The 18,610-nt window shown below is 72.4% G+C and carries 16 protein-coding genes; 15 read left to right on the top strand and 1 reads right to left on the bottom strand.

From position 1 onward, the window contains the following. Positions 1 to 2,845: hypothetical protein (locus MEICH_RS26665; RefSeq protein ID WP_036220128.1), on the top strand; the 2,845-nt coding region annotated here is incomplete at its 5' end. An 18-nt stretch (positions 2,846 to 2,863) separates the two neighbouring features. On the opposite strand, the gene MEICH_RS0122425 is transcribed toward MEICH_RS26665, so the two are convergent. Beyond that, complete coding sequence (locus MEICH_RS0122425) at positions 2,864 to 3,343, bottom strand: hypothetical protein (protein WP_027894458.1); 480 nt, start codon at positions 3,341 to 3,343, stop codon at positions 2,864 to 2,866. A gap of 67 nt (positions 3,344 to 3,410) precedes the next feature. On the opposite strand from MEICH_RS0122425, the gene MEICH_RS26670 reads away from it, so the two are divergent. The 14 genes from MEICH_RS26670 to MEICH_RS0122495 all read left to right on the top strand — a co-directional run bounded on the left by MEICH_RS26670 (position 3,411) and on the right by MEICH_RS0122495 (position 18,591). Beyond that, positions 3,411 to 4,880, top strand: coding sequence for a hypothetical protein (locus tag MEICH_RS26670; protein ID WP_036220131.1), 1,470 nt, complete (start codon positions 3,411 to 3,413; stop codon positions 4,878 to 4,880). After that, the gene (locus MEICH_RS0122435; RefSeq protein WP_027894459.1) at positions 4,877 to 5,890 is read left to right on the top strand and encodes a hypothetical protein; all 1,014 of its coding nucleotides are present in this window, start codon (positions 4,877 to 4,879) and stop codon (positions 5,888 to 5,890) included. The genes MEICH_RS26670 and MEICH_RS0122435 overlap by 4 nt, the downstream gene beginning before the upstream one ends. A gap of 26 nt (positions 5,891 to 5,916) precedes the next feature. Further along, a complete protein-coding gene (locus tag MEICH_RS0122440) occupies positions 5,917 to 6,528 on the top strand; it encodes a hypothetical protein (RefSeq protein WP_027894460.1) in 612 nt (203 codons plus the stop codon). Next, complete coding sequence (locus tag MEICH_RS0122445) at positions 6,525 to 7,175, top strand: hypothetical protein (protein ID WP_027894461.1); 651 nt, start codon at positions 6,525 to 6,527, stop codon at positions 7,173 to 7,175. The genes MEICH_RS0122440 and MEICH_RS0122445 overlap by 4 nt, the downstream gene beginning before the upstream one ends. Continuing rightward, entirely contained in the window at positions 7,172 to 7,771 is a 600-nt protein-coding gene (locus MEICH_RS0122450) for a GPW/gp25 family protein (protein ID WP_027894462.1), read from the top strand. The genes MEICH_RS0122445 and MEICH_RS0122450 overlap by 4 nt, the downstream gene beginning before the upstream one ends. A gap of 1 nt (position 7,772) precedes the next feature. Further along, entirely contained in the window at positions 7,773 to 8,837 is a 1,065-nt protein-coding gene (locus MEICH_RS0122455) for a baseplate J/gp47 family protein (RefSeq protein WP_027894463.1), read from the top strand. A gap of 7 nt (positions 8,838 to 8,844) precedes the next feature. Continuing rightward, the gene (locus tag MEICH_RS0122460; RefSeq protein WP_027894464.1) at positions 8,845 to 10,863 is read left to right on the top strand and encodes a phage head spike fiber domain-containing protein; all 2,019 of its coding nucleotides are present in this window, start codon (positions 8,845 to 8,847) and stop codon (positions 10,861 to 10,863) included. 30 nt (positions 10,864 to 10,893) lie between these two features. Then, positions 10,894 to 13,113, top strand: coding sequence for a hypothetical protein (locus MEICH_RS0122465; RefSeq protein ID WP_027894465.1), 2,220 nt, complete (start codon positions 10,894 to 10,896; stop codon positions 13,111 to 13,113). A gap of 13 nt (positions 13,114 to 13,126) precedes the next feature. Beyond that, a complete protein-coding gene (locus MEICH_RS0122470) occupies positions 13,127 to 15,355 on the top strand; it encodes a hypothetical protein (protein WP_027894466.1) in 2,229 nt (742 codons plus the stop codon). Then, positions 15,348 to 15,989, top strand: a complete 642-nt coding sequence (locus tag MEICH_RS0122475; protein WP_157202990.1) for a hypothetical protein — start codon at positions 15,348 to 15,350, stop codon at positions 15,987 to 15,989. The genes MEICH_RS0122470 and MEICH_RS0122475 overlap by 8 nt, the downstream gene beginning before the upstream one ends. A 48-nt stretch (positions 15,990 to 16,037) precedes the next feature. Then, a complete protein-coding gene (locus tag MEICH_RS0122480; protein ID WP_027894468.1) occupies positions 16,038 to 16,964 on the top strand; it encodes a hypothetical protein in 927 nt (308 codons plus the stop codon). Positions 16,965 to 17,026: 62 nt separating this feature from the next. Beyond that, complete coding sequence (locus MEICH_RS0122485) at positions 17,027 to 17,494, top strand: phage holin family protein (protein ID WP_027894469.1); 468 nt, start codon at positions 17,027 to 17,029, stop codon at positions 17,492 to 17,494. Further along, the gene (locus MEICH_RS27555; protein ID WP_084542487.1) at positions 17,491 to 18,192 is read left to right on the top strand and encodes a M23 family metallopeptidase; all 702 of its coding nucleotides are present in this window, start codon (positions 17,491 to 17,493) and stop codon (positions 18,190 to 18,192) included. The genes MEICH_RS0122485 and MEICH_RS27555 overlap by 4 nt, the downstream gene beginning before the upstream one ends. A gap of 60 nt (positions 18,193 to 18,252) precedes the next feature. After that, the gene (locus MEICH_RS0122495) at positions 18,253 to 18,591 is read left to right on the top strand and encodes a hypothetical protein (protein WP_027894470.1); all 339 of its coding nucleotides are present in this window, start codon (positions 18,253 to 18,255) and stop codon (positions 18,589 to 18,591) included. Positions 18,592 to 18,610: the final 19 nt, after the last annotated feature.

The raw sequence follows: 18,610 nt of genomic DNA on the forward strand, positions 1-18,610 counted from the left end.
GGCCCCCACCCCGGCCCCCGGCCCGACCCCCGCACCGGCCCCCGCGCCCACCTTCGCCACCCCCCTCGAGGCCGCCCACTACCACTTCCAGGGCGGCGACCTCGACGCGGCGACCAAGGCGCTGATGCAGGCCCACGGGCAGGGCTTTTTGAGCAGCGACCGGCTCAACGAGTGGATGAGCCAAATCCTCAAGGCGCGCCGGGGCGAGTCGTTCAGCATCCCGGGGATCGAGGTCTACGGCCCGCCCGCCCCCGACCTGGCCGACCCCGCCACCCTCGGCATCGACCCCTCCGACCGCGAGCAGATGAAGTGGTACGCCCGCTTCCGCCGCCACAGCTCCGAGGCCGAGGCCGCCCGCAGCGCGGGGCGCGAGCAGAAGGCCCAGCGCCACGAGCGCGACGCCGACGCCGCGGTGGAACAGCTCGGCAAGCTGGGCGCCAGCGTGGACCTGCTGCGCGAGGTGCTCGAGCGCCAGCGCGAGGAGGCCAAGCGCGGCCAGGGGGGAGGGGGAGGGGGCGGCGACGGGCCCGCCAGCCCCCAGCCCAAGCCGCCCGAGGACAAGCCCTCCGACGAGGCCCCCAAGTGGCTCAGGGAGCTGACGGACTACTTCGGCGGGCGCGGCCTGGGCGGGCTGGGGGAGCTCGGCAACCTGTTGGGGCGTTTCGGGAAGTACCTGGGCCCCGGGGTGCTGGGCGCCGCCGCGGGCGCGGGCCTGGTGAGCTGGATGGCGACCCGCGCCGACGCCAACGCCGACGGCGCGCGCAACGAGGCCCTGGCCTTCCGCGACCTCTCCCGCGCCACGGGCAACGAGCGGGGCACCTGGCAAGCCTTCCTGGGGGGCGCCGACGACGACCCCGCCACCAACGCCCTGCAAACCCGCTCCGAGATCACCGCTTTAGGGCTCACCGCGCCCCAGGCCGGGCTCTTCGCCGCGCGCTACGGCATCCCCCAGGACGCGACCGGCCTGGCCGCGGACGCCATCGCGGGGCTGCGGCTGGCGAAGTACCTGGGCGCCGACGAGGGCCAAATCGCCAACCTGCTCTCCGGCGGGGTGCGCGCGGGGGCGGGCCAGGCCGGGCAGATCGAGGCCCTGAGCCGGGTGATCTTCGCCGCGGTGCGCGAGGGCACCAAGGAGGGGGTGGCCTCGAGCGAGACCTTCAGCGTCATGCAGCGCTTCTTCGAGGGCAGCGCCAGCCAGGGCGTGACCACCGGGCTGCAATCCACCGCGCTGCTGGCGGCCTACCTCGAGAACCTCAACCAGTCCGGCAGCCGCGCGCTCAAGGGCCAGGCCGGGGCCGCCGCGCTGCAAAACATCGCCCAGGGCCTGGCCGCCCCCGGCAGCGAGGGCCTGGACATCGTGGTGCTGCAAAGCCTGATGGGCGACGGCGGCCTGACCCCCGAGGCGCTGGGGCTGTCGGGGGAGGAGGCCAAGACCTTCGCCCAGCTCTCCCCCCTCATGCGCGCCCGCGTCGCCCAGGAGAAGATCAAGGCCCTCAACCCCGCGGTGATGCGCCGGGTGGGGGCGGGGATCGAGGCCATGCGGCTGCCCCCCGACCTCCAGCTCATGCTGGGCGAGCAGTTCCTGGGGCTCTCGCGCCAGCAGTCCCTCGAGATCACCGCCCAGTTCGGCGGGATCGGGGAGTTCTTGCAGTCGGCCACCCCCCAGCAGCTCCAGAAGTTCATGCAGGCCCGGCCCCAGGACACCAAGCCCCTGGGCCCGGAGGGGGACTTTGCCGACGACCTGCTGCGCAAGCAGGTGCTCGAGGAGGAGCGCCGCCGCCTCACCGCCATCCGCGACGCCAACAGCCAGCTCGTGGGCCTGACCGAGGAGTTCCGCAAGCTGCGGCTCGAGATCGACAAGCTGCTCTCCAGCGGCTCCCTGGGCTACTTCTCCGGCTTCGGGCCGGGCGGCAGCGCCTACCGGCCCCCGCTCTTCCAGCCCCAACTGCCCCAGCCGGGCGCGACCGGCGCGCCGGGCATCCGGGTCAACCCCGGCCTACCCCTGCCCGCCCCGGACCCGGAGCACGCCTTGGTCAGCCGGGTGCCGGTGGTGGGGGGCCTGGGCGCCCAGCTCGGGGGCACCTACATCACCGCCCGCCCCGGCGAGCCCTACGCCGACCCCGCGCTGGCGGCCCGCTACGACCGGGACGGCGACGGCCACGAGGGGCTGGACTACCGCATCGGCAGGCAGGGCGACTCGAGCGAGGTGTACAACTACTTCGGCGCCCGGCTCACCGTCAAGGACATCCGGGCGTACAGCGACGCCCAGGGCAAGCACAACGTGGACCTTCTGCTGCGCGCCCCCAACGGGGCCACCTTCTGGCTGCGCCACCTGCGCGCCGACCCCAACCAGTACCGCCTGAACCAGCAGGTCGAGGCCGGGGCCTACATGGGCCGGGAGGGGTTCGTGGGCTCGGGCTTCCACATCCACGTCGAGCCCGTCGCCCTGCCGGGCGGGGGGCGGGTGGACCCGGCCAAGGAGGATCAGGTGCAGCGGTGGGTGCAGGAGCTGGGCTTCAAGGGCTTCAACGCCGGGGGCTTCACCGGCGAGGGCCACCCGCTGGACCCCGCGGGGATCGTGCATAAGGGGGAGTTCGTGGTCAACGAGGCCGTCACCCGCCGCCACCGGCCCCTGCTCGAGGCCCTCAACTCGGGCGCCGACCCCTCCCTGGGCTCGGGCGGGGGCTCGGGCAGGCTCGAGGTGGTCTTCACCGGGCAGGGCCGGGTGGAGGTCGGCGGCGGCCACCCCGCCGCGCCGCGGCTGGAGGAGCTGCTGAGCGGGGCCCTGCGCCAGTTCGCCACCGAGATCGTCAACCCCTACAACGAGGGCAACCGCCGCAAGTGACCGCCCCGCGACCCCCGGCTAGGCCGGGGGGTAGTAGCCCACGCAGACCCAGGGCATGTACAGCCCCATCGCCACCCCCGCCAACCCCTTGGCGGGGTCGTTCTTGGGCCCCACGAACAGCCGCAGGCTGTAGGCGGTGGCGAGGCCGCTGTCGAGGTAGAGCTCCAGCCGCTGGCCCTGGAGGTAGTAGGGGGTGTAGCCGCTGTCGGCCAGCGCCGTCACCAGCCGCTCCTCAATCTCGAGCGAGCGATTGCCGTCGAAGTATTGGGGGTTGAGCACCCCGTAGGTCACGCAGCGCATGTTCCGGGGGCCCTTGAAGCCCAGGGGCACCCCCGCGCGGGTGTGCGCCTCGTTGATTTCGGCCTGGCCCTTCATGAAGAAGGGCCACTCCTTGAAGTCGTAGCCCTCGGGCAGCGGCGCCACCGGCAGCGCCTCGTCGCGGCAGGCCGGGAGTGCGAGCGTCAGGCCGAGGAATAGGAGCGGTAGCAGGTAGCGCATGGCCCCACCTTAGCAGATGGGGAGGGGCCGGGGCGTCTGACCCCCCCGGCCCGCCACACTGAGGCCCGTGAGCCGCGCCGTCATGTCCTTGCTCAGCCTGAAGGTCCACCGGGCGGACAACACGACCCTCGACCTCTCCGACCGCGTGATCCAGTACACCCAGCGCGAGTCGCTCGAGGGCTTCCCCAGCTTCTCCCTCGCCCTGCCCCTGGCCCTCGACGGCGCCCCGGTGATCGAGACCTTCCGCATCGGAGACCTGCTCGAGGCGGGCTTCACCCACACCCAGGACGGCCTGAGCTACGCCTACCGCACCACGATGGTCGGGGTGATCCAGAAGATCGGCCAGCAGCAGGCCCTCACCGAGCGCGGCCTGACCCGCGTCGCCAGCGTCAGCGGGGTGGGGCTGGCCGGGTTCTTGGCCGCCGACAGCGTGAACTACTGGGTGGCGACCAACCTGGCGAGGGTCTTCAAGACCGCGGGCGAGGCCCGGCTCGAGTCCCTCGCCATGAAGCGCCTCGACCAGGCCCTGGCCGCGTTCATGGAGCAGGTGGCCTTCGACGTGCTCAAAATCCGCCGCCCCCAGGGGGACGTGCGCCGCCTGCTGGCCTACTGCTTCAGGAGCCTGGAGGGGGTGGGGCAATACTACCTGCGCTGGGCCAACTTCGAGGGGGCCCTGTGGGGCTTCCTCGACGCCTACGCCGAGAAGCCCCTGCACGAGCTGTACAGCCTCACCCTGCCGCTGGCGGAGTTCGAGCGGCTGGAGGGGGTCAAGCCCGACCCCGCCCGGCTCGCCGCCTTCGGGCCGGACCGGGCGGTGGCCGCGGTGATCCACCGCCCCGCCCCCTTCCCCTACGCCACCCCCGACGGCAAGCCCACCCTGGGCGAGTGGCCGCGGCTGCCCCTGCACGACCTCACCCCCGAGCACCTCGAGGCGGGCACCGACCACAGCGCCGACTGGGACGTAGCCAGCGTGCGCAACGCCTTCTTCCTCACCCCCGCCACCTTCGCCCTCGACACCACGCTGCAAAAGGCGTACATCCCCGTGGTGGTCAACGTCCCCAAGTGGGAGCGCTACGGCTACCGGCCCCTCTCCTGGCAGACCGGGCTGTGGGGCCAGGACGCGCGGGGGGAGGGGATCACCGAGTTCTTCCGGGCGCTCAACTGGCGCGTAGCCGCGCAGCACAACCGCCTGGAGGAATACTCGGGCGCCACCCTCGAGCTGCGCCTGGCCCCGTGGCTGCAACCGGGGCACCGCGCGAAGTACCGCCACTACGTGGGGGACGACACCGCGATCTTCCAGGGCTACATCACCTCCGTCACCCACACCTGGAGCCCCGGACCCCAGGGCAAGCGCAGCACCACCGTCCAGCTCGACCGCTGCACGGGGGAGGCCATCTACACCAGGGACATCGGCTTTTTCACCTTCGGGCTCAGCGAGTACAACCCCCTGGGCGACAAGGACTTGCCCGAGGCCCAGGTGCGCGCGCGCGACGGCGGGCCCGCCAAGCGCCCCACGGGGGCGGGAGAGCAGCCATGAAAGGACTCCGCGGCATCCACCTGGCCCAGGTCATCAGCGTCCACCCCAGCGCCCCGGCCACCACCCGGCCCGACTCGCCCCCGCCCTACGCGGGCACCCTCAGCGTGAAGCTGGGGGACTACTCCACCCAGGGCGGCACCGACGAGGCGCCCATGTTCCGGGTGCGGGTGCTGCGCGAGCGGGCCCAGCCCGCCGCCGGGGTCTACCGGCTGCCCCAGGAGGGCGACTGGGGCCTGGTGGCCTTCTTCGCCAACGACGGGGCCAGCGGGGTGTGGCTGGGCAGCCTCGACTCCATCACCCGCAACCTGATCCCCGAGGAGCTGTGGGCCCTCGACGAGGCCGCCGAGCTGCACCACTTCCCCTCCGACCGCTACGCCATCTACCACGGCGACGGGATGGAGGAGCACGCCTGGCCCGACGGCACGCTGCTCAAGATCACCCCCCGCAAGGACGGGCAGCCGAGCAACCCCACCTACCGCGCGCGCCGCTCGGCCCGCAAGGCCCGGCGCAAGAGCGGGGAGGGCTGGGCCACCGAGCGCCAGCCCTACTCCCCCCACCCCCAGCCCCCGGTGGACGTCGTGCTGAGCCACGCCTCGGGCGCCGAGGTGCGGCTGTCAGCCGACGGCTCGCTGTTCCTCTCCACCCCCGCGGGCCACTCCCTACGGCTGTTCGACGACACCGAGCAGGGCCGCGACCCCGCGACCGGCCAGGTCACGACCCCCCACGACCCCGCCCGCGCCCGGAGCGCCCTGGTCCTCGAGGCCGCCGGGGGCGCCTCCATCCGGCTGGAGGAGAACCCCGCCCCCCGCGTGGTCATCGACCCCGGCCCCGGCACCGTGCAAATCGCCGGGGGGCCGATGGGGGCGGCCCGGGTGGGCGACCGGGTGAGCGTGACCATCCCCGCGGGCGCGGTGCTGGTGAACACCCCCGCAGGCCCCGGCACCAACCCCGCGCCCATCGTGGCCGAGGGGGTGATCGTGGAGGGCAGCGCCAAGGTGACGGTGGGCTGACCCCTGGCCGGGCTCAGGCTGGGGGCATGAGCCGCATCTACCTGCAACTGCTCGAGCCCTCCGGGGGCAGGCTGCACAGCCCCAACCGCGCCCAGGTGGTCAGCCGCGTCGGGGCCGACGGGCGGTGGGCCTTCCCCATCGGCGCGCAGAGCTACGTGGAGGAGCGGGGCGCGCGGGTGCAGCTGCTGGAGGTGGCGGACGGGGTGATCCCCGACACGATGGGCCTGTCCAGCCCCCGATTCCGGCTGGAGGTCACCTTCGGCAACCGCCCCAAGAACGTCGGGGGCCAGACGGTGAGCGCGATGGAGCTCGCCAACGACCTCAAGCGCTTCGTGGGCTACTACTTCAAGCGCCGCCTCGAGCAGGCCAAGGCCCGCCAGCCCCTCATCGAGATGTCCTTCCACGACACCTACCACAACCGGCACTGGATCGTGGTGCCCGCCGAAGAGCCCACCCTACGCTCGACCGCCAACGAGCCCACCCGCTCCCGGCTGAGCTTCAGCCTCATCGCCGTGCGCCCCTTCGACCGGCCCCAGCTCGCCCCCGACCGGGTGAGGGCCGCCCTCGAGCCCGCCAGCCAGACCGAGATCGGGCAGGCCGTCGTGCGCTACTGCCCGGTCGAAGGAGCCCGCGCATGAGCGCCAGCGCCTACCAGGACGTACACGCCTTCCACGCCCGCGCCGAGGAGGGCCGCGGCAGCACGGCGCAGGCCCGCGGCGCCCTGCGCCGGGTGGAGGAGGAGGAGGGGCTGCGGGTGCTGGCGGGCGCCGAGGTGCGCGCCGCCGACGCCGCGGGCCAGCTCAACGTGGTGGGCGGGGCGGCGGGCCCGGCGGCCCAGGCCGCCCTGGGCGCCACCGCCAACCTGCTCACCCGCTTCGCCGCCGCCCTCAGCGTGCAGCTCGAGATCGGGCCGGACGGCAAGCCCACCCTCTCCCACCGGCTCGACTACATGGCCGCGCTCGAGGTGGCCCTCTCGCTCACCGGCTCGGTCAACCTGCCCCTGGGCGACATCGCGGGCGGCTTGCAGGCCGCGGTGAGCGTGGCGATGAGCAACGGGCAGCTCTCCCTGTCGGCCTCCCTCAGCGCGATGCTCGAGCACACCCTGGCCCTGGCCGCCTCCAACCCCGGCGACCCCGCGGTGCGCTGGATGCGGGAGGTGGCCGCCTCCTTCGCGCTGGGCGTGGTGCTGGAGGCGGGGCCGGGGGGCAAGCTGGAGCTGCGCAACTACTCCCGCGCGCGCCTGTCGCTGGCGTGGGCCGCGGAAGCGATGGCGAGGTTGGCATGAACTACGCGAGCTTGGAGGTACAGCAGGGCGACAGCATCCACCGCCTGGCCCAGGCCCTTCTGGGCGACTTCCGCCGCTGGCGGGAGCTGGCCGAGCTCAACGGGCTCGACCACCCCTACGTCGTGGACGACCCCGCCCCCTGGCGGGCCGAGGGCAGGCGGGTGCTGGGGCCGGGGGACACCCTCTACTACCCTTCCGACGCCCTGCCCAGCCCCCGCCGCCGGGTCGGGGCCGACCTCGAGGCCCAGACCTACGGCACCGACCTGGCGATGCAGGGGGGCCATCTGGTGTGGATCGGCGGCAGCCTGAGCATGGTCTCGGGCCTGGACAACCTCAAGCAGGCCCTCACCCACCGGCTCAACACCCCCCAGGGCAACCTGCCCGCCCACCCCGGCTACGGCCACGCCCTCAAGCAGTACCTGGGCCGGGTGGGCGGGGGCGATGAGGCCGCGCTGGTCCGCCTCGAGGCCCAGCGGGTGCTCAACCAGGACCGCCGGATAGCCGCCAGCTCCGCGGCGGTGGAGTTTGCCGACTCGGCCGCGCACATCCGCGCCGAGGTCATCCCTCTGACCCCTGGCAACCGCGACACTGAGTAGCATGAGCGCACCGTATACCTTCAAGACCCTCGACGAGGCCACCTGGGAGATGCTGGCCCTGTTCTGGGGTCTGTCGGGCATCCAGCCCGACTCCGAGCCCGGTAGCGTGTTGCGAACGCTGTTCGAGGCGGTGGGCTTCGAGGTGGAGGACTTGACATGGAGGTTCGACCAAGCCGCGCGCGCGGCCATCCCCCAGGCGGTGTTCGAGGCGTTCGGCTTCGAGCCCGAGGGCGCCCGCAGCGCCCAGGCCCAGGTGACCTTCTACCGCGCCGCGCCCCTGCCCACGCCCCTGGTGATCCCCCAGGGCTTCCGGGTGGCCCGGGTGGACGGCACCGAGTACGCCACCACCGCCGAGGCCCAGATCGGCGCGGGGTTTGCCGAGGCCACGGTGCCGGTAGCCGCGGTGATCCCCGGCGAGGCGGGCAACTGCCCCGCGGGGGCCATCGTGGTGCCCCGCGGGGCGCTGCCGGGCTTGCAGCGGATCACCAACCTGCTGCCCGCCACCGGCGGGCGCGACCAGGAGAGCCTGGAGGACCAGAAGGCCCGCTTCGCCCGCTACATCGCCCTCATCCACCGCGCCACCCCCGCCGCGCTCGAGGCCGCCGCCCTCGCCGCCGCCGGGCCCAACGGCGAGCGGGCCAAGGAGGTGCTGGTGCTCGACGCGCTCAAGGTGCCCACCATGCTCCCCGGCGACGTGGAGGTGTTCGTGGACGACGGCACCGGCAACGCCCCCGAGTCGCTGGTGCAGGCGGTACGCCTCGCCATCGCTGAGGTGCGGGCCGCGGGCACGCGGGTCACGGTGAGCCGGGTGGGGGCCAAGGCGGTGGACGTGAGCGGCGCCGTCACCGCGCCCCCCGAGGCCCTCGAGCCCGCCCGCGAAGCGGTGCGCGCCTACTTCCGCGGCCTGCGGGTGGGCCAGAAGTTCGACAAGGACGCCCTGCTGGTGGCGATCAAGACCGCCCACCCGCTGGTGGACAACGTGAGCGTCACCCAGCCCGTGGACGACGTGCTGGCCGGGCCCACCCAGCGCATCGTGCTGGGGACGCTAGACCTGAGCCGGGTGTGAGGTAGCCATGCCGCAAGCCTCCAAGTACATCTCCGCCCCCTGGAAGGCCCACCCCACCGACGCCTACGGCGACCCCGCCGAGGTGTTCACCGCCCGGCTGCGCGAGCTGCTGGCGGTGGTGGGGGCCAAGCTGGGCACCCCCGGCGACCCCTCCGACAAGGGCTTTTTCCCCGCCGCGGCCGACCTCGACAACGGCAGCCCCAACCTGCTGGACTGGGGCGACCACAGCCTGTGGCTGGCGACGGACGCCACCGGGGGCGGGGCCACCCGCGACTACACCGGCAGCTTCGTCTACACCGAAGGGCACGAGAACAACTGGAAGCCCGCCTACTTCTACCGGGGCAACCTCGTCTTCCGCAACGTCGGGGCGACGGCGGACCTGCCCGCGGTGAGCCAGCCCGCCGGGTATCGATGCGGCAGCATCGACCTCACGCCCAACAGCGCCGACGGGCGCTACAAGGCGCAGTTCCGCCTGAAGCCCAACACCACCTACACCTTCTCCTTCTACGTGAAGAAGCTGGCCTCCGGCGCCTTCCGCTTCCGCGTCGGGACCGGGACCGACGCCGGGTTTGGCGACGGCACCTGGGGCACCGAGGCCCAGGCGTCCAACCGCGCCAACCTCCTGGTGGACGACACTTTAGCCCCTCCGAACGCCTGGACCCGAATCAGCGCCACCTTCACCACCGGCGCCAACGGATACGTCTGGGTGATGTGGGGCGGCTGGACTAGCTGGCCCAGCAGCCTGCCCCTGCGCCTGGCCTACCCCCAGCTCGAGGAGGGCCCCGCGGCCACCCCCTGGTCCCCCCCGCGCTACTGGACCTACCACCCCCTCCCCGCGCCCCAGGCCATCGACCACACCCTCGACTTCGCCCAGGACGACCAGGCGATGCTGGCCGTGACCTACCCCGGCTCGGCGGCGGTGCTGCGGGTGGACGTGTGCCCCGACTGGGCGCTCAGCGGGGGCACCCTCCCCCGCAGCCAGTGGTTCTACGGGGCCGACCCCACCACCGCCGAGGCCGCCACGCGGCGCAACAGCCGGGGCGACAACTGGAACCAGTACACCCCGATGTGGGAGTGGAGCCACCTCCAGCGCAACCCCCCGCTGGGGGTGCTCCAGTACGGCATCTTCCGCTACGGCACCAGCGGCACGTACCGCCTGGCGGGGGAGCTGCGCGGGGTGTGGCTGCGCCACAAGCCGCAGGGCGGGATGGTCTGGGCCGACTCGAGCGCCCTCAGCGGGCCCGGCCACGAGAAGTTCCTGGCCTTCCGCATGACCGACCTGGGCGGCAACCAGTTCCGCCTCAAGTTCGCCAGCGTGATGGCGGGGCCCGGCTTCCAGCCCTCCCGGACCGCCGAGGCCCGCTACCTGGGCAATCTGCGCGGGCTGCTCTACAACGGGGGCGACGCCACCTCGAATTGGGTCACGGCCAACGCGCCCCACGTGATGGGGCTGCACAGCGTCACGCTCGACAAGAGCCAAGACCTGTTCATCGACGCGGTGGGCAACGAGCAGGGCTTCTGCCTCAACTTCTACCAGGGCGCGAGCTACCAGACCGCGCTGGTGGTGGGCGACTTCGTGGACAGCCCCCACCCCGCCGACGACGGCAGCGTGTACCCCCGCTGGGGGCTGATCCTCCCCAACAGCCGGGTGGGCCTCGTCGTGGCGGGCTTCGGCCCGGTCTTCCAGGACTACTGGGCGGCCTACGGCCCGGGCTTCGGCGCGGCCTCGAACTGGGGCGCGGGCCAGGGCGAGGGGCAGGGCCCGGTGGGCTACAACGAGCTGGTGCTGTTGACGCGGGGCTTCACCCGCGACTACCCGGTGCCCCTGTGGGTGGCGCGGGCCGACGAGAGCGCGGTGTCCAACCGCGGGCGCGTCCCCAACCTCTACGTGGGGCTCGAGGGCGTGACCAGCGGGCAGGTGGGCGACAGCCCGCTGGCCCAGGACGGCACCCGCTACTACTACGCCCTGCGCAGCGCCCACTACAACAACAGCGCCTACAACTGCCACCTGTTGATCCGCCCCTAGCCGGGCCTGGGAGAGGAGAGGAGACGAGACATGGCCGAGTATTCCGCAGCGCTCAACCCGACCTTCACCCTCGAGCAGGTCGCAGACCTGTACAAGACCGCCTTCGACGCGCGGGGCTGGGGCACCGGGCTGGTGTCCATCCAGGGCGGCTACCGCTTCACCGCCCAGATGGAGGCCGACACCGCCGCCAACCCCGTGCGCCTCACCCCCGACGGGGCGATCCGCGCCCCCAACTCGATCAGCGCCTTCAAGGGGTCCAACTGGGCCGACAACGGCGACGGCACCTTCACCGCCCAGGGCATGGTGGAGTGGGTGGATAACTTCCACGGCAAGAACCTCTGCCACCCCCTCCTCGACCACAACCGCCGCTGGCGGCTTTTGTTCTGGGTGCCCGGCCTCAAGCGCTTCCGGCTCAGGTTCACCGTGGTCAAGCGGCCGGACAACGGCGCGTCCGGCCCCTTCTCCGACCTCAAGCTCGACGTGCGCGAGGCGGTGTACACGGGCAACACCGCCAACGTGTCGAACAACAACCGCAGCGCCAGCCTGAAGGACGCGGGCTGGGGGGCCAACTACGCCGTGGGCCAGCAGTACACCACGCTGTGGAGCCACGGGGCGGGCGGGGCCATCGCGGGGGTGGCCGAGGCGTGGACCTACTGCTCCATCGGGGCGGTCAACGCCCACGTGCGCATCGACGCCATCGAGTACGAGGTCACGCCCAACCGCTTCGGGGTGCAGTCTCCTAGTCAGGACTCCGGGCTGTGCGAGTTCGCCTTCGCCCAGGCGTCGGGCGCGGCCCACGGGGCGATGTTCCCCCTGCCCGTCAAAAACCCCTACAAGCCGCGGGTGCTGCTGTGCCCCCCGGAGGTCCACGACGACGCCAACGCCGCCAGCGACGCCGGGTCCACCCAGGCCCGCCGCCACTTCTACGCCCTGTGGAACGCCTTCCGCGACGAACAGCTCTCCGCCGCCAGCGCCAACGCCGGGGTGCTGGCCCTGGCCGCCGTGTGCGCGGTGGTGAAGAACTACTCCTTCGGCTCCACCCTCAACGTCTACCTGGCCTCCAACTCCGACTTCAAGGGCTTCTTCCTGCGCTCGAGCCAGAGCGGGCGCAGCGACTACCAGATCGTCACCAGCCAGGCCGAGCGCACGAGCTACCTGCCCGCCAGCGCCGTCACCGTGCCCGAGAGCGTGGTCCGCTTCAGCCGCGTGGTCCAGGACGCGCTCTACGACAACTCGGGGGCCCACGCCGTGCCCCGGACGGGCTACCTCTTCCAGGTGCGGGGCAGCGCCCCCCGGACCCTCGACCGGGTGCGCTTCGGGGAGCTGTGGTTCCCCAGCGGGACGTACGTCGCCAAGCTCTACGCGGTGGCCGTACAGGACAGCGCCAGCGGCAAGAAGCTCACCTACCAGTCCACCGTGGCGGCCATCAGCCTGACCACCGCGAGCGGCGTGGCGGAGGCGGGGGGCCTCAACCTCGCCCTGGCCCCGGGCTACTACCTGCTCACCCTGCCCCCCAACCTGCCCACCCGGGCGGCCCGCGGCCCCCACAGCTACCTGACCCCGGGGCGGGAGGTGCGCCACCTGGGGCAGGTCGTCTGCCGCGACCCGGCCACCGACGGCACCTGGACGCCGGGGGCCACCCAGCTCAACGTCACCGCCGACGACCTCACCCCCTGGGGCGGCAACCTGCTCTGCCAGGACAACGCCGCGCTCTCGCTGGACTTCCTGGGCTGCGACACCCCCTCCCAGGCCGCGGGCGCGTACGCCGAGGGCTTCGCCCTGCTCACCGGGAGCGCCCTCGACGGCGGCTACCGGGCGGAGGACTTCGAGCCGCTGCCCACGGCCCCGGCGGGCAACGACTACACCGGCCGGGTGGGGCTGGGGGTGGTGTTCCCCTTCGGCCTCGAGCTGACCGTCAACCAGCTCGAGACCCCCTACACCCGCTGGCAGCTCAGCCCGCTGCCGGGCTATTTCGGCTCCTTCCGAAGGTACTGGGGCGACGCCTGGCCCCAGCCCGGGGCGCTGGAGTTCGAGTTCGGCCCCGGCTCCGGCCCCGCCCCCCAGACCTTCGACGCCTACGCCGACCGCCCCTACCGCCAGAGCAGCCCCCGGCTCCTCAACATCCGCCTGAGGACGGGCACCGCGCTGGCGGCGGGCCAGAAGTACGCCAACGGCGACGGCAGCTTCGACGCGGTGGTCGCGACCCACAACTACGGCAACCACCGCTCGACCGCCTTCCACAGCCGCTAGGAGGGGTGAAGCCGTGCCCTACCGCAGCCCCCTGCCCACCTCGAGCGAGCGCGACGCCCTGCGCCAGTGCTCGCTGCACGCCGCCGCCCGCGCCACGGTGCGGGGCCGCCACTGGCGCTCGAGCGCGACCCCCGGCGCGCTGCGCGACGACTTCGGTGCCGACTACTCCCTGGCCTTCAAGCACGTGGCCTACCCCGCGGGCGCGGTGCCGGGCCTGGCCGCCCACCGCGCCGCGGTGCTCTCCGACCTCGCCGCCCGCGCCGCCACCCCCGGCTACCTGGCCTCCAAGAAGGTCGCCAAGACCATCTCCGTCCGGGCCGCGCTGACGCAGAGCCTCGAGCCCGCGGTCCTGGCCTTCTCGGTGGCCCCCCTCGACCCCGACACCTCCCGCGCCAGCCTCAGCCTGGACAAGCCCGCCTCGCCCACCCTCATCGTCAAGCGGCTCAACAACGGGGTGGAGGGGGCGCTCCTCACCGCCGCCGACGACGAGGACGGCGGGGGCAAGGAGCGCACCCTCGACTTCCCCCGCCAGAGCGGAACCTACCGGGTGATCGTGCGGGTCGGGTCGCAGAAGTACTACCGCGACTACGACGGGGATGTCCCCGTCTCGGCCCTCGCCGCCTACGCCGCCAGCGCCGAGGCCACCCTAGCGGGCACCTACGACCAGGGGGTGAGCGACGGCAGGCGGGCCTTCGCCCAGGCCATCTACCCCCTGGGCGACCCCGACGGCTTCGACAGCGAGGGGGTGCTGGCCGGGCCGGACTGGGACACCCCCGCCACCCGCCAATCCTTCCGGGACACCATCGCCAAGAAGAACTCCATCGACGCCTCGAAGGTCTTCCTGAACCAGCTCGTGGCGGCAGGGGCCCCCGCCTACAACGGCTCGAGCCAAGACCCCGCCTACTACACGGGGCTGGCCGCGCCCTACGTGACCGCCGTGAAGCAACTGGGGGGCGTGAGCGCCTACCACAGCGTGTACGCGGCCTACCCCGCCTTCGCCTACGACACGTCCAGCCAGGACGGGGCCTACCTCGACGGGCTCAAGGCCGCCTTCGTGGGGCAAATCCAGTCCGACGCCAGCGCCTCGGGCTACAACACCGCCTACGCCGAGGTCTGGACCGCGGCCAACGCCGAGCTCCCGGCGCTGGGCATCCCCGAGGGCTACGCCAACTGGCCCCTCGCCACGCCCAAGAACGCGGGCCAGGCCGCCAACCTCATCCGCTTCGCCTACTCCAGCGGCTACATCCGCTCGGCGCAGCTCGTCTACGACGAGGGGCTGGCCGCGGGCTTCGACTTCCGCAGCCGCACCACCACCCTCGACCCCCTGACCTCCGGGGCCTCGCGGCAGCAGTACGCCGACCTGCGGGACGACTTCCGGGCCGAGCTCCAGGCGGGCGGGCAGGCGGAGGGGCTGAAGCACTTCCTGGAGAAGTTCCGCCTCCAGTACGGCTACGCCTACGACCACGCCAACAGCGCCGGGCGGGGCGACCTCGAGTACGTGGCCTACCTCCAGGCCCAGCGCGACCCCGCGGTGAGCCTGGCGGTGGAGGAGGAGAAGCGGGCGGCCTACCTGGACGTTTACGACGCGGCCCGCACCCTCTTCAAGTTCACCGCCTCCACCGCGGGGCTGACCTCGAGCCAGCTCGCCGCCCTCAAGGACGCCATGTTCACCGCCGTGTACTCCTACGGCATCGTGGCCGAGCTCCAGAAGCTCTACGACCTGTCGGCGGGATCGACCTTCTTCCACTCCCTCACCAACTACCCCGCCGTGCGCGACGCCAGCTACACCCCCCGCGACGCCTACCGCGACGCCAAGGCGCTGGCCCTGGCCGCGCTGGAGGGCGACTACTACAGCCGCGTCTACGAGGGCGGGGTGATCTACGTCTACCGCGACCGGATGTACCCCCTGGCCGTGGAGTACGGCTTCACCTTCGACGCCGCCCAGCAGCAGGCCAGCTACTACGCGGCCAAGGAGCCGGAGTTCATCGAGGCGCTGCGCCAGGGGTACGCGGGCTCGAGCCCCGTGGCTTACGTGGACTCCTACGACCCCATCAAGCAGGAGTACACCGTGCAGGTCACGCTGTCCAAGCCCGCCAAGGTCTACGGCTGGCTCAGCCAGAGCGAGCTGCCCGTGACCTACGTGGTGGCCTCGCTCGTCCCCTCGGCCAGCCATACCCTGAGGTTCAAGGCCCCGCGGGGCCTGGGCGTGGTGCAGGCCCACATCGAGGTGTCCAATGGCTGACCATCTGGTGATCACCGCCTACATCCCCGCCGCCAGCCCCCTCGACGGGGGCGGGGGGGCGGGGAGCGAAGCCTTCAAGCTCCCCGGCTGGTTCGCCCGCGACGGGGCCAACGCCCCGCTGCTGCAAACCCTGTGGGCCGCGCTGCAAAACACCCGCCCGGAGCACGCCCTCGCCATGACCTACCTCTCGCGCGCCACCGGGCAGTGGCTCGACCTGCACGCCAGCCTCTACGGGCTGCACCGGGAGTTTGGCGAGGGCGACGCCGCGCTGCGCAGCCGCATCCTGGCCGAGGTGCAGAACCCGCGCTCGACCCCCCAGGCCCTCGAGAACGCCCTGCTCCAGGGCTACGGGCTCGAGGCCAACGTCTGGGACTTGTCCGCCCCGGCCCCCTACGAGGAGTCCATCCGCTACTACGACGGCAGCCTCCTCTACGACGGCAGCGAGACCTATGGCTCGGGCACCGTGTTCGGCCCCTTCCCTAACCCCTTCGGGGTCTTCGTGGTGGACGTGACGGGCGACGCCGCCGACGCGCAGCGGGCGCGGGAGGTGGTGCTGCGCCTGCGGGCGGCGGGGATGGTGCCGGTGGTTCGCTACTCCCCCACCGGCGCGCCCCCCTACACCCAGCTCCCCTAGCCCTTAGCCCGCCCCCGTCTGACCCCTGGGGGGCGCGACCCTCGGGCTATGGCGACGATCCTCGAAGGCAACCCCGGCGTGGGGTACAAAAACAGCGTGCGCGGGATCGAGACCACCGATCCCGTCCACCCGGTGGTCAACAACCCGGTCTTCCAAGACCTGCTCAACAACGACGCCAACCTCAACCAGCGGGTGGGGGTGGTCGAGGGGCAGAACCTCGACCAGCGCCTGCGCAACCTGGAGGCCGTCAACCCCGCCGCCCAGCTCGCCGCGCTGGACAACCGCCTGGACGTGCTCGAGGGGCACAACCTCGACCCCCGGCTCGACGCCCTGGAGGCTTTGGACATCGCCAGCCGCCTGCAAGCGCTGGAGGACAGCTCGCAGGTCTACTCCTACGGCCCCGCCGAGACGCCCCCCGCCGACGCCCCGCTGGGGGCGGTGTGGGTGCGCGGCCGCGGGCTGACCCTGCGCAAGATCGGCTTCGACGGGGGCGCCAACCGCAGCGTGTGGGTCACCATGCAGCCCACCACCCTCAAGGTGGTCTGTGACGCGGTGGGCAACGAGTACCGCAAGTCCTCCCGGCTGGACTTCCCCAACACCGTGGACGGCCTGCCGGTGGTCCGCGGCTGGCCGCTGAGCGCGCAGGGCTGGGCCTACCACCTGGGCTTCGGCTTCCCCCGGATGTCGGCGTGGTACAACCTCAGTTCGGCCACCTCCCTCATCGACCCCGACGGCACCACCCCCGCCGACACCTCGGGCTCGGTGGCGCTGCTGGACTCCACCGAGGCCCGCGCCAGCGTCGCCTACGCCAACGCCGACCCCCTGACCCTGCCCGCCATGACCCCCGGGCGCTGCCTCTTCGCCCGGGCCACCCTGGACTTCACCGACGGCGACGGGCCCGGCCAGCGCTACCCCTCCATGACCCACGTCGAGCTGGCCGTCAGCTTCGCCCTCGAGCTCGCCCTCCAGCACTAGCCCACCGGCCCGGGCGCCGGGGCGCCAGGGCTCTGACCCCTGGCGCCCCCCACCCTGGGGGCATGAACCGCGAGGCCCCCCACAGCCCGCTCGAGGCGTTCGCGCAGCGCGCCCTCGAGCTGTTGATCGCCTGGTGGCCCGCGAAGGCGGTGGGGGGGCTGCTCCTCACCCTCTTCGGGCCCTGGAACGAACAGTACACCACCCTGCTGGCCCTCAACGCCCTCGACTTCGCGCTGGGCGTGGCGGTGGGGGTCAAGACCGGGCGGCTGCGCTCGTACGCCGCCAGCCACGGCCTGTTCTACAAGACCTTGCAGTGGGTGGCGGTGCTGGTGGCCTACCGCATCGACAAGGGGCTGGGGGTGAGCCTAGTCCACACCCTGATGGTCGGCGGCCTGATCGTGGCCGAGGCCATCAGCGTGCTGGAGAACCTGCAAATCCTCTCGGGCAACCGCATCCCCGTGCTGGGGAGAATCCTGGGCGACCTCAAGGACAAGCAGAACAAGTACCTCAAGGGGGGCGATAAGCAGTGAGCGTGCAGCTCGTCTTCGCCTACCCCATCCGCCCCTGGAAGGACGTGAAGCTCGACGCCGCGTTCCTCGACCCCGCCTACCGCGCGCGCTTCGGCGCCCACCACCCCGGCGTGGACTGGAACCTGCGCAGCGGGGGCGACAGCGACCTGGGCAAGCCCGTCTACAGCCTCTTCCCCGGCACCGTGGTCGGGGTGGGCTGGTACAGGGTGTGGGGCAACAACGTGCTGGTGAGGGCGGAGGACTGGGTGCGCGACCTGGTGGCCGCGCGGATGAGGCGCAGCATCAAGAGCCTCGAGCTGCTCTACGCCCACCTGCACCACGTGGACGTGGAGCAGGGCCAGACCGTGCAGGCGGGGGAGTGCCTGGGCAGCATCGGCAAGGGCGACCCCGCCGCGGGGATGGCCGCCCACCTGCACTTCGAGGCCCGCACCCTGAGCCTGCCCATCAACGACTGGCCCGGCGGCAGCCCCGCCGCCGAGCGGCGCATCCGGGACACCCGGCTCAACCCCCACGAGCTCATCACCTGCCTGACCTACGGCGACCGGCCCAACCTCCAGCCCTCCGGCCAGGTCGTCGCCCCCGCGGGGCTGTTCACCTTCGAGGGGGCGGTGATGGACAACCGCGCGGGACTGGTGCTCAACCGCGCGGGCACCAAGCTCTGGCTGCGCTGCGAGAAGGACGAGCCGAGGGGCAACTAGAGGGGCGAGGGGCGGGCTCTGACCCCTGCCCGCGGCGACACTCGGGGCTGGAGGTGCGTGATGAAAGCGGTGATCGATACGGTACAGAAGATTTTGGCGGTGGTGGTCGCGGCGGTGAACGTGGTCGAGCTCGTCAGCGAGGCCACCGGCGAGAAGGGGGCGCAGAAGAAGGCCGAGGCCAAACGGATCATCAAGGAGCTGCTGCCCGCCGAGGCCCTGCCCCTGCTGATGCGGCCCTTCTACGACCCCATCCTCGACTTCCTGATCGACGCGGTGGTGAGCTACTGCAACGCCAAGGGCATCTTCGCCAAGGGCGAGGGGGCGGGTGCGGCCAAGGCCGAGCTGCCCGACCTCAAGAGCCTGAGCGTGCAGGACGTCCTCGAGGCCCGCCGCAAGTGAACCAAGGCCCCCGCGGGGG

Origin of the sequence: Calidithermus chliarophilus DSM 9957 (genome assembly GCF_000430045.1) — a bacterium.
Classification (GTDB): Bacteria; Deinococcota; Deinococci; order Deinococcales; family Thermaceae; genus Calidithermus; species Calidithermus chliarophilus.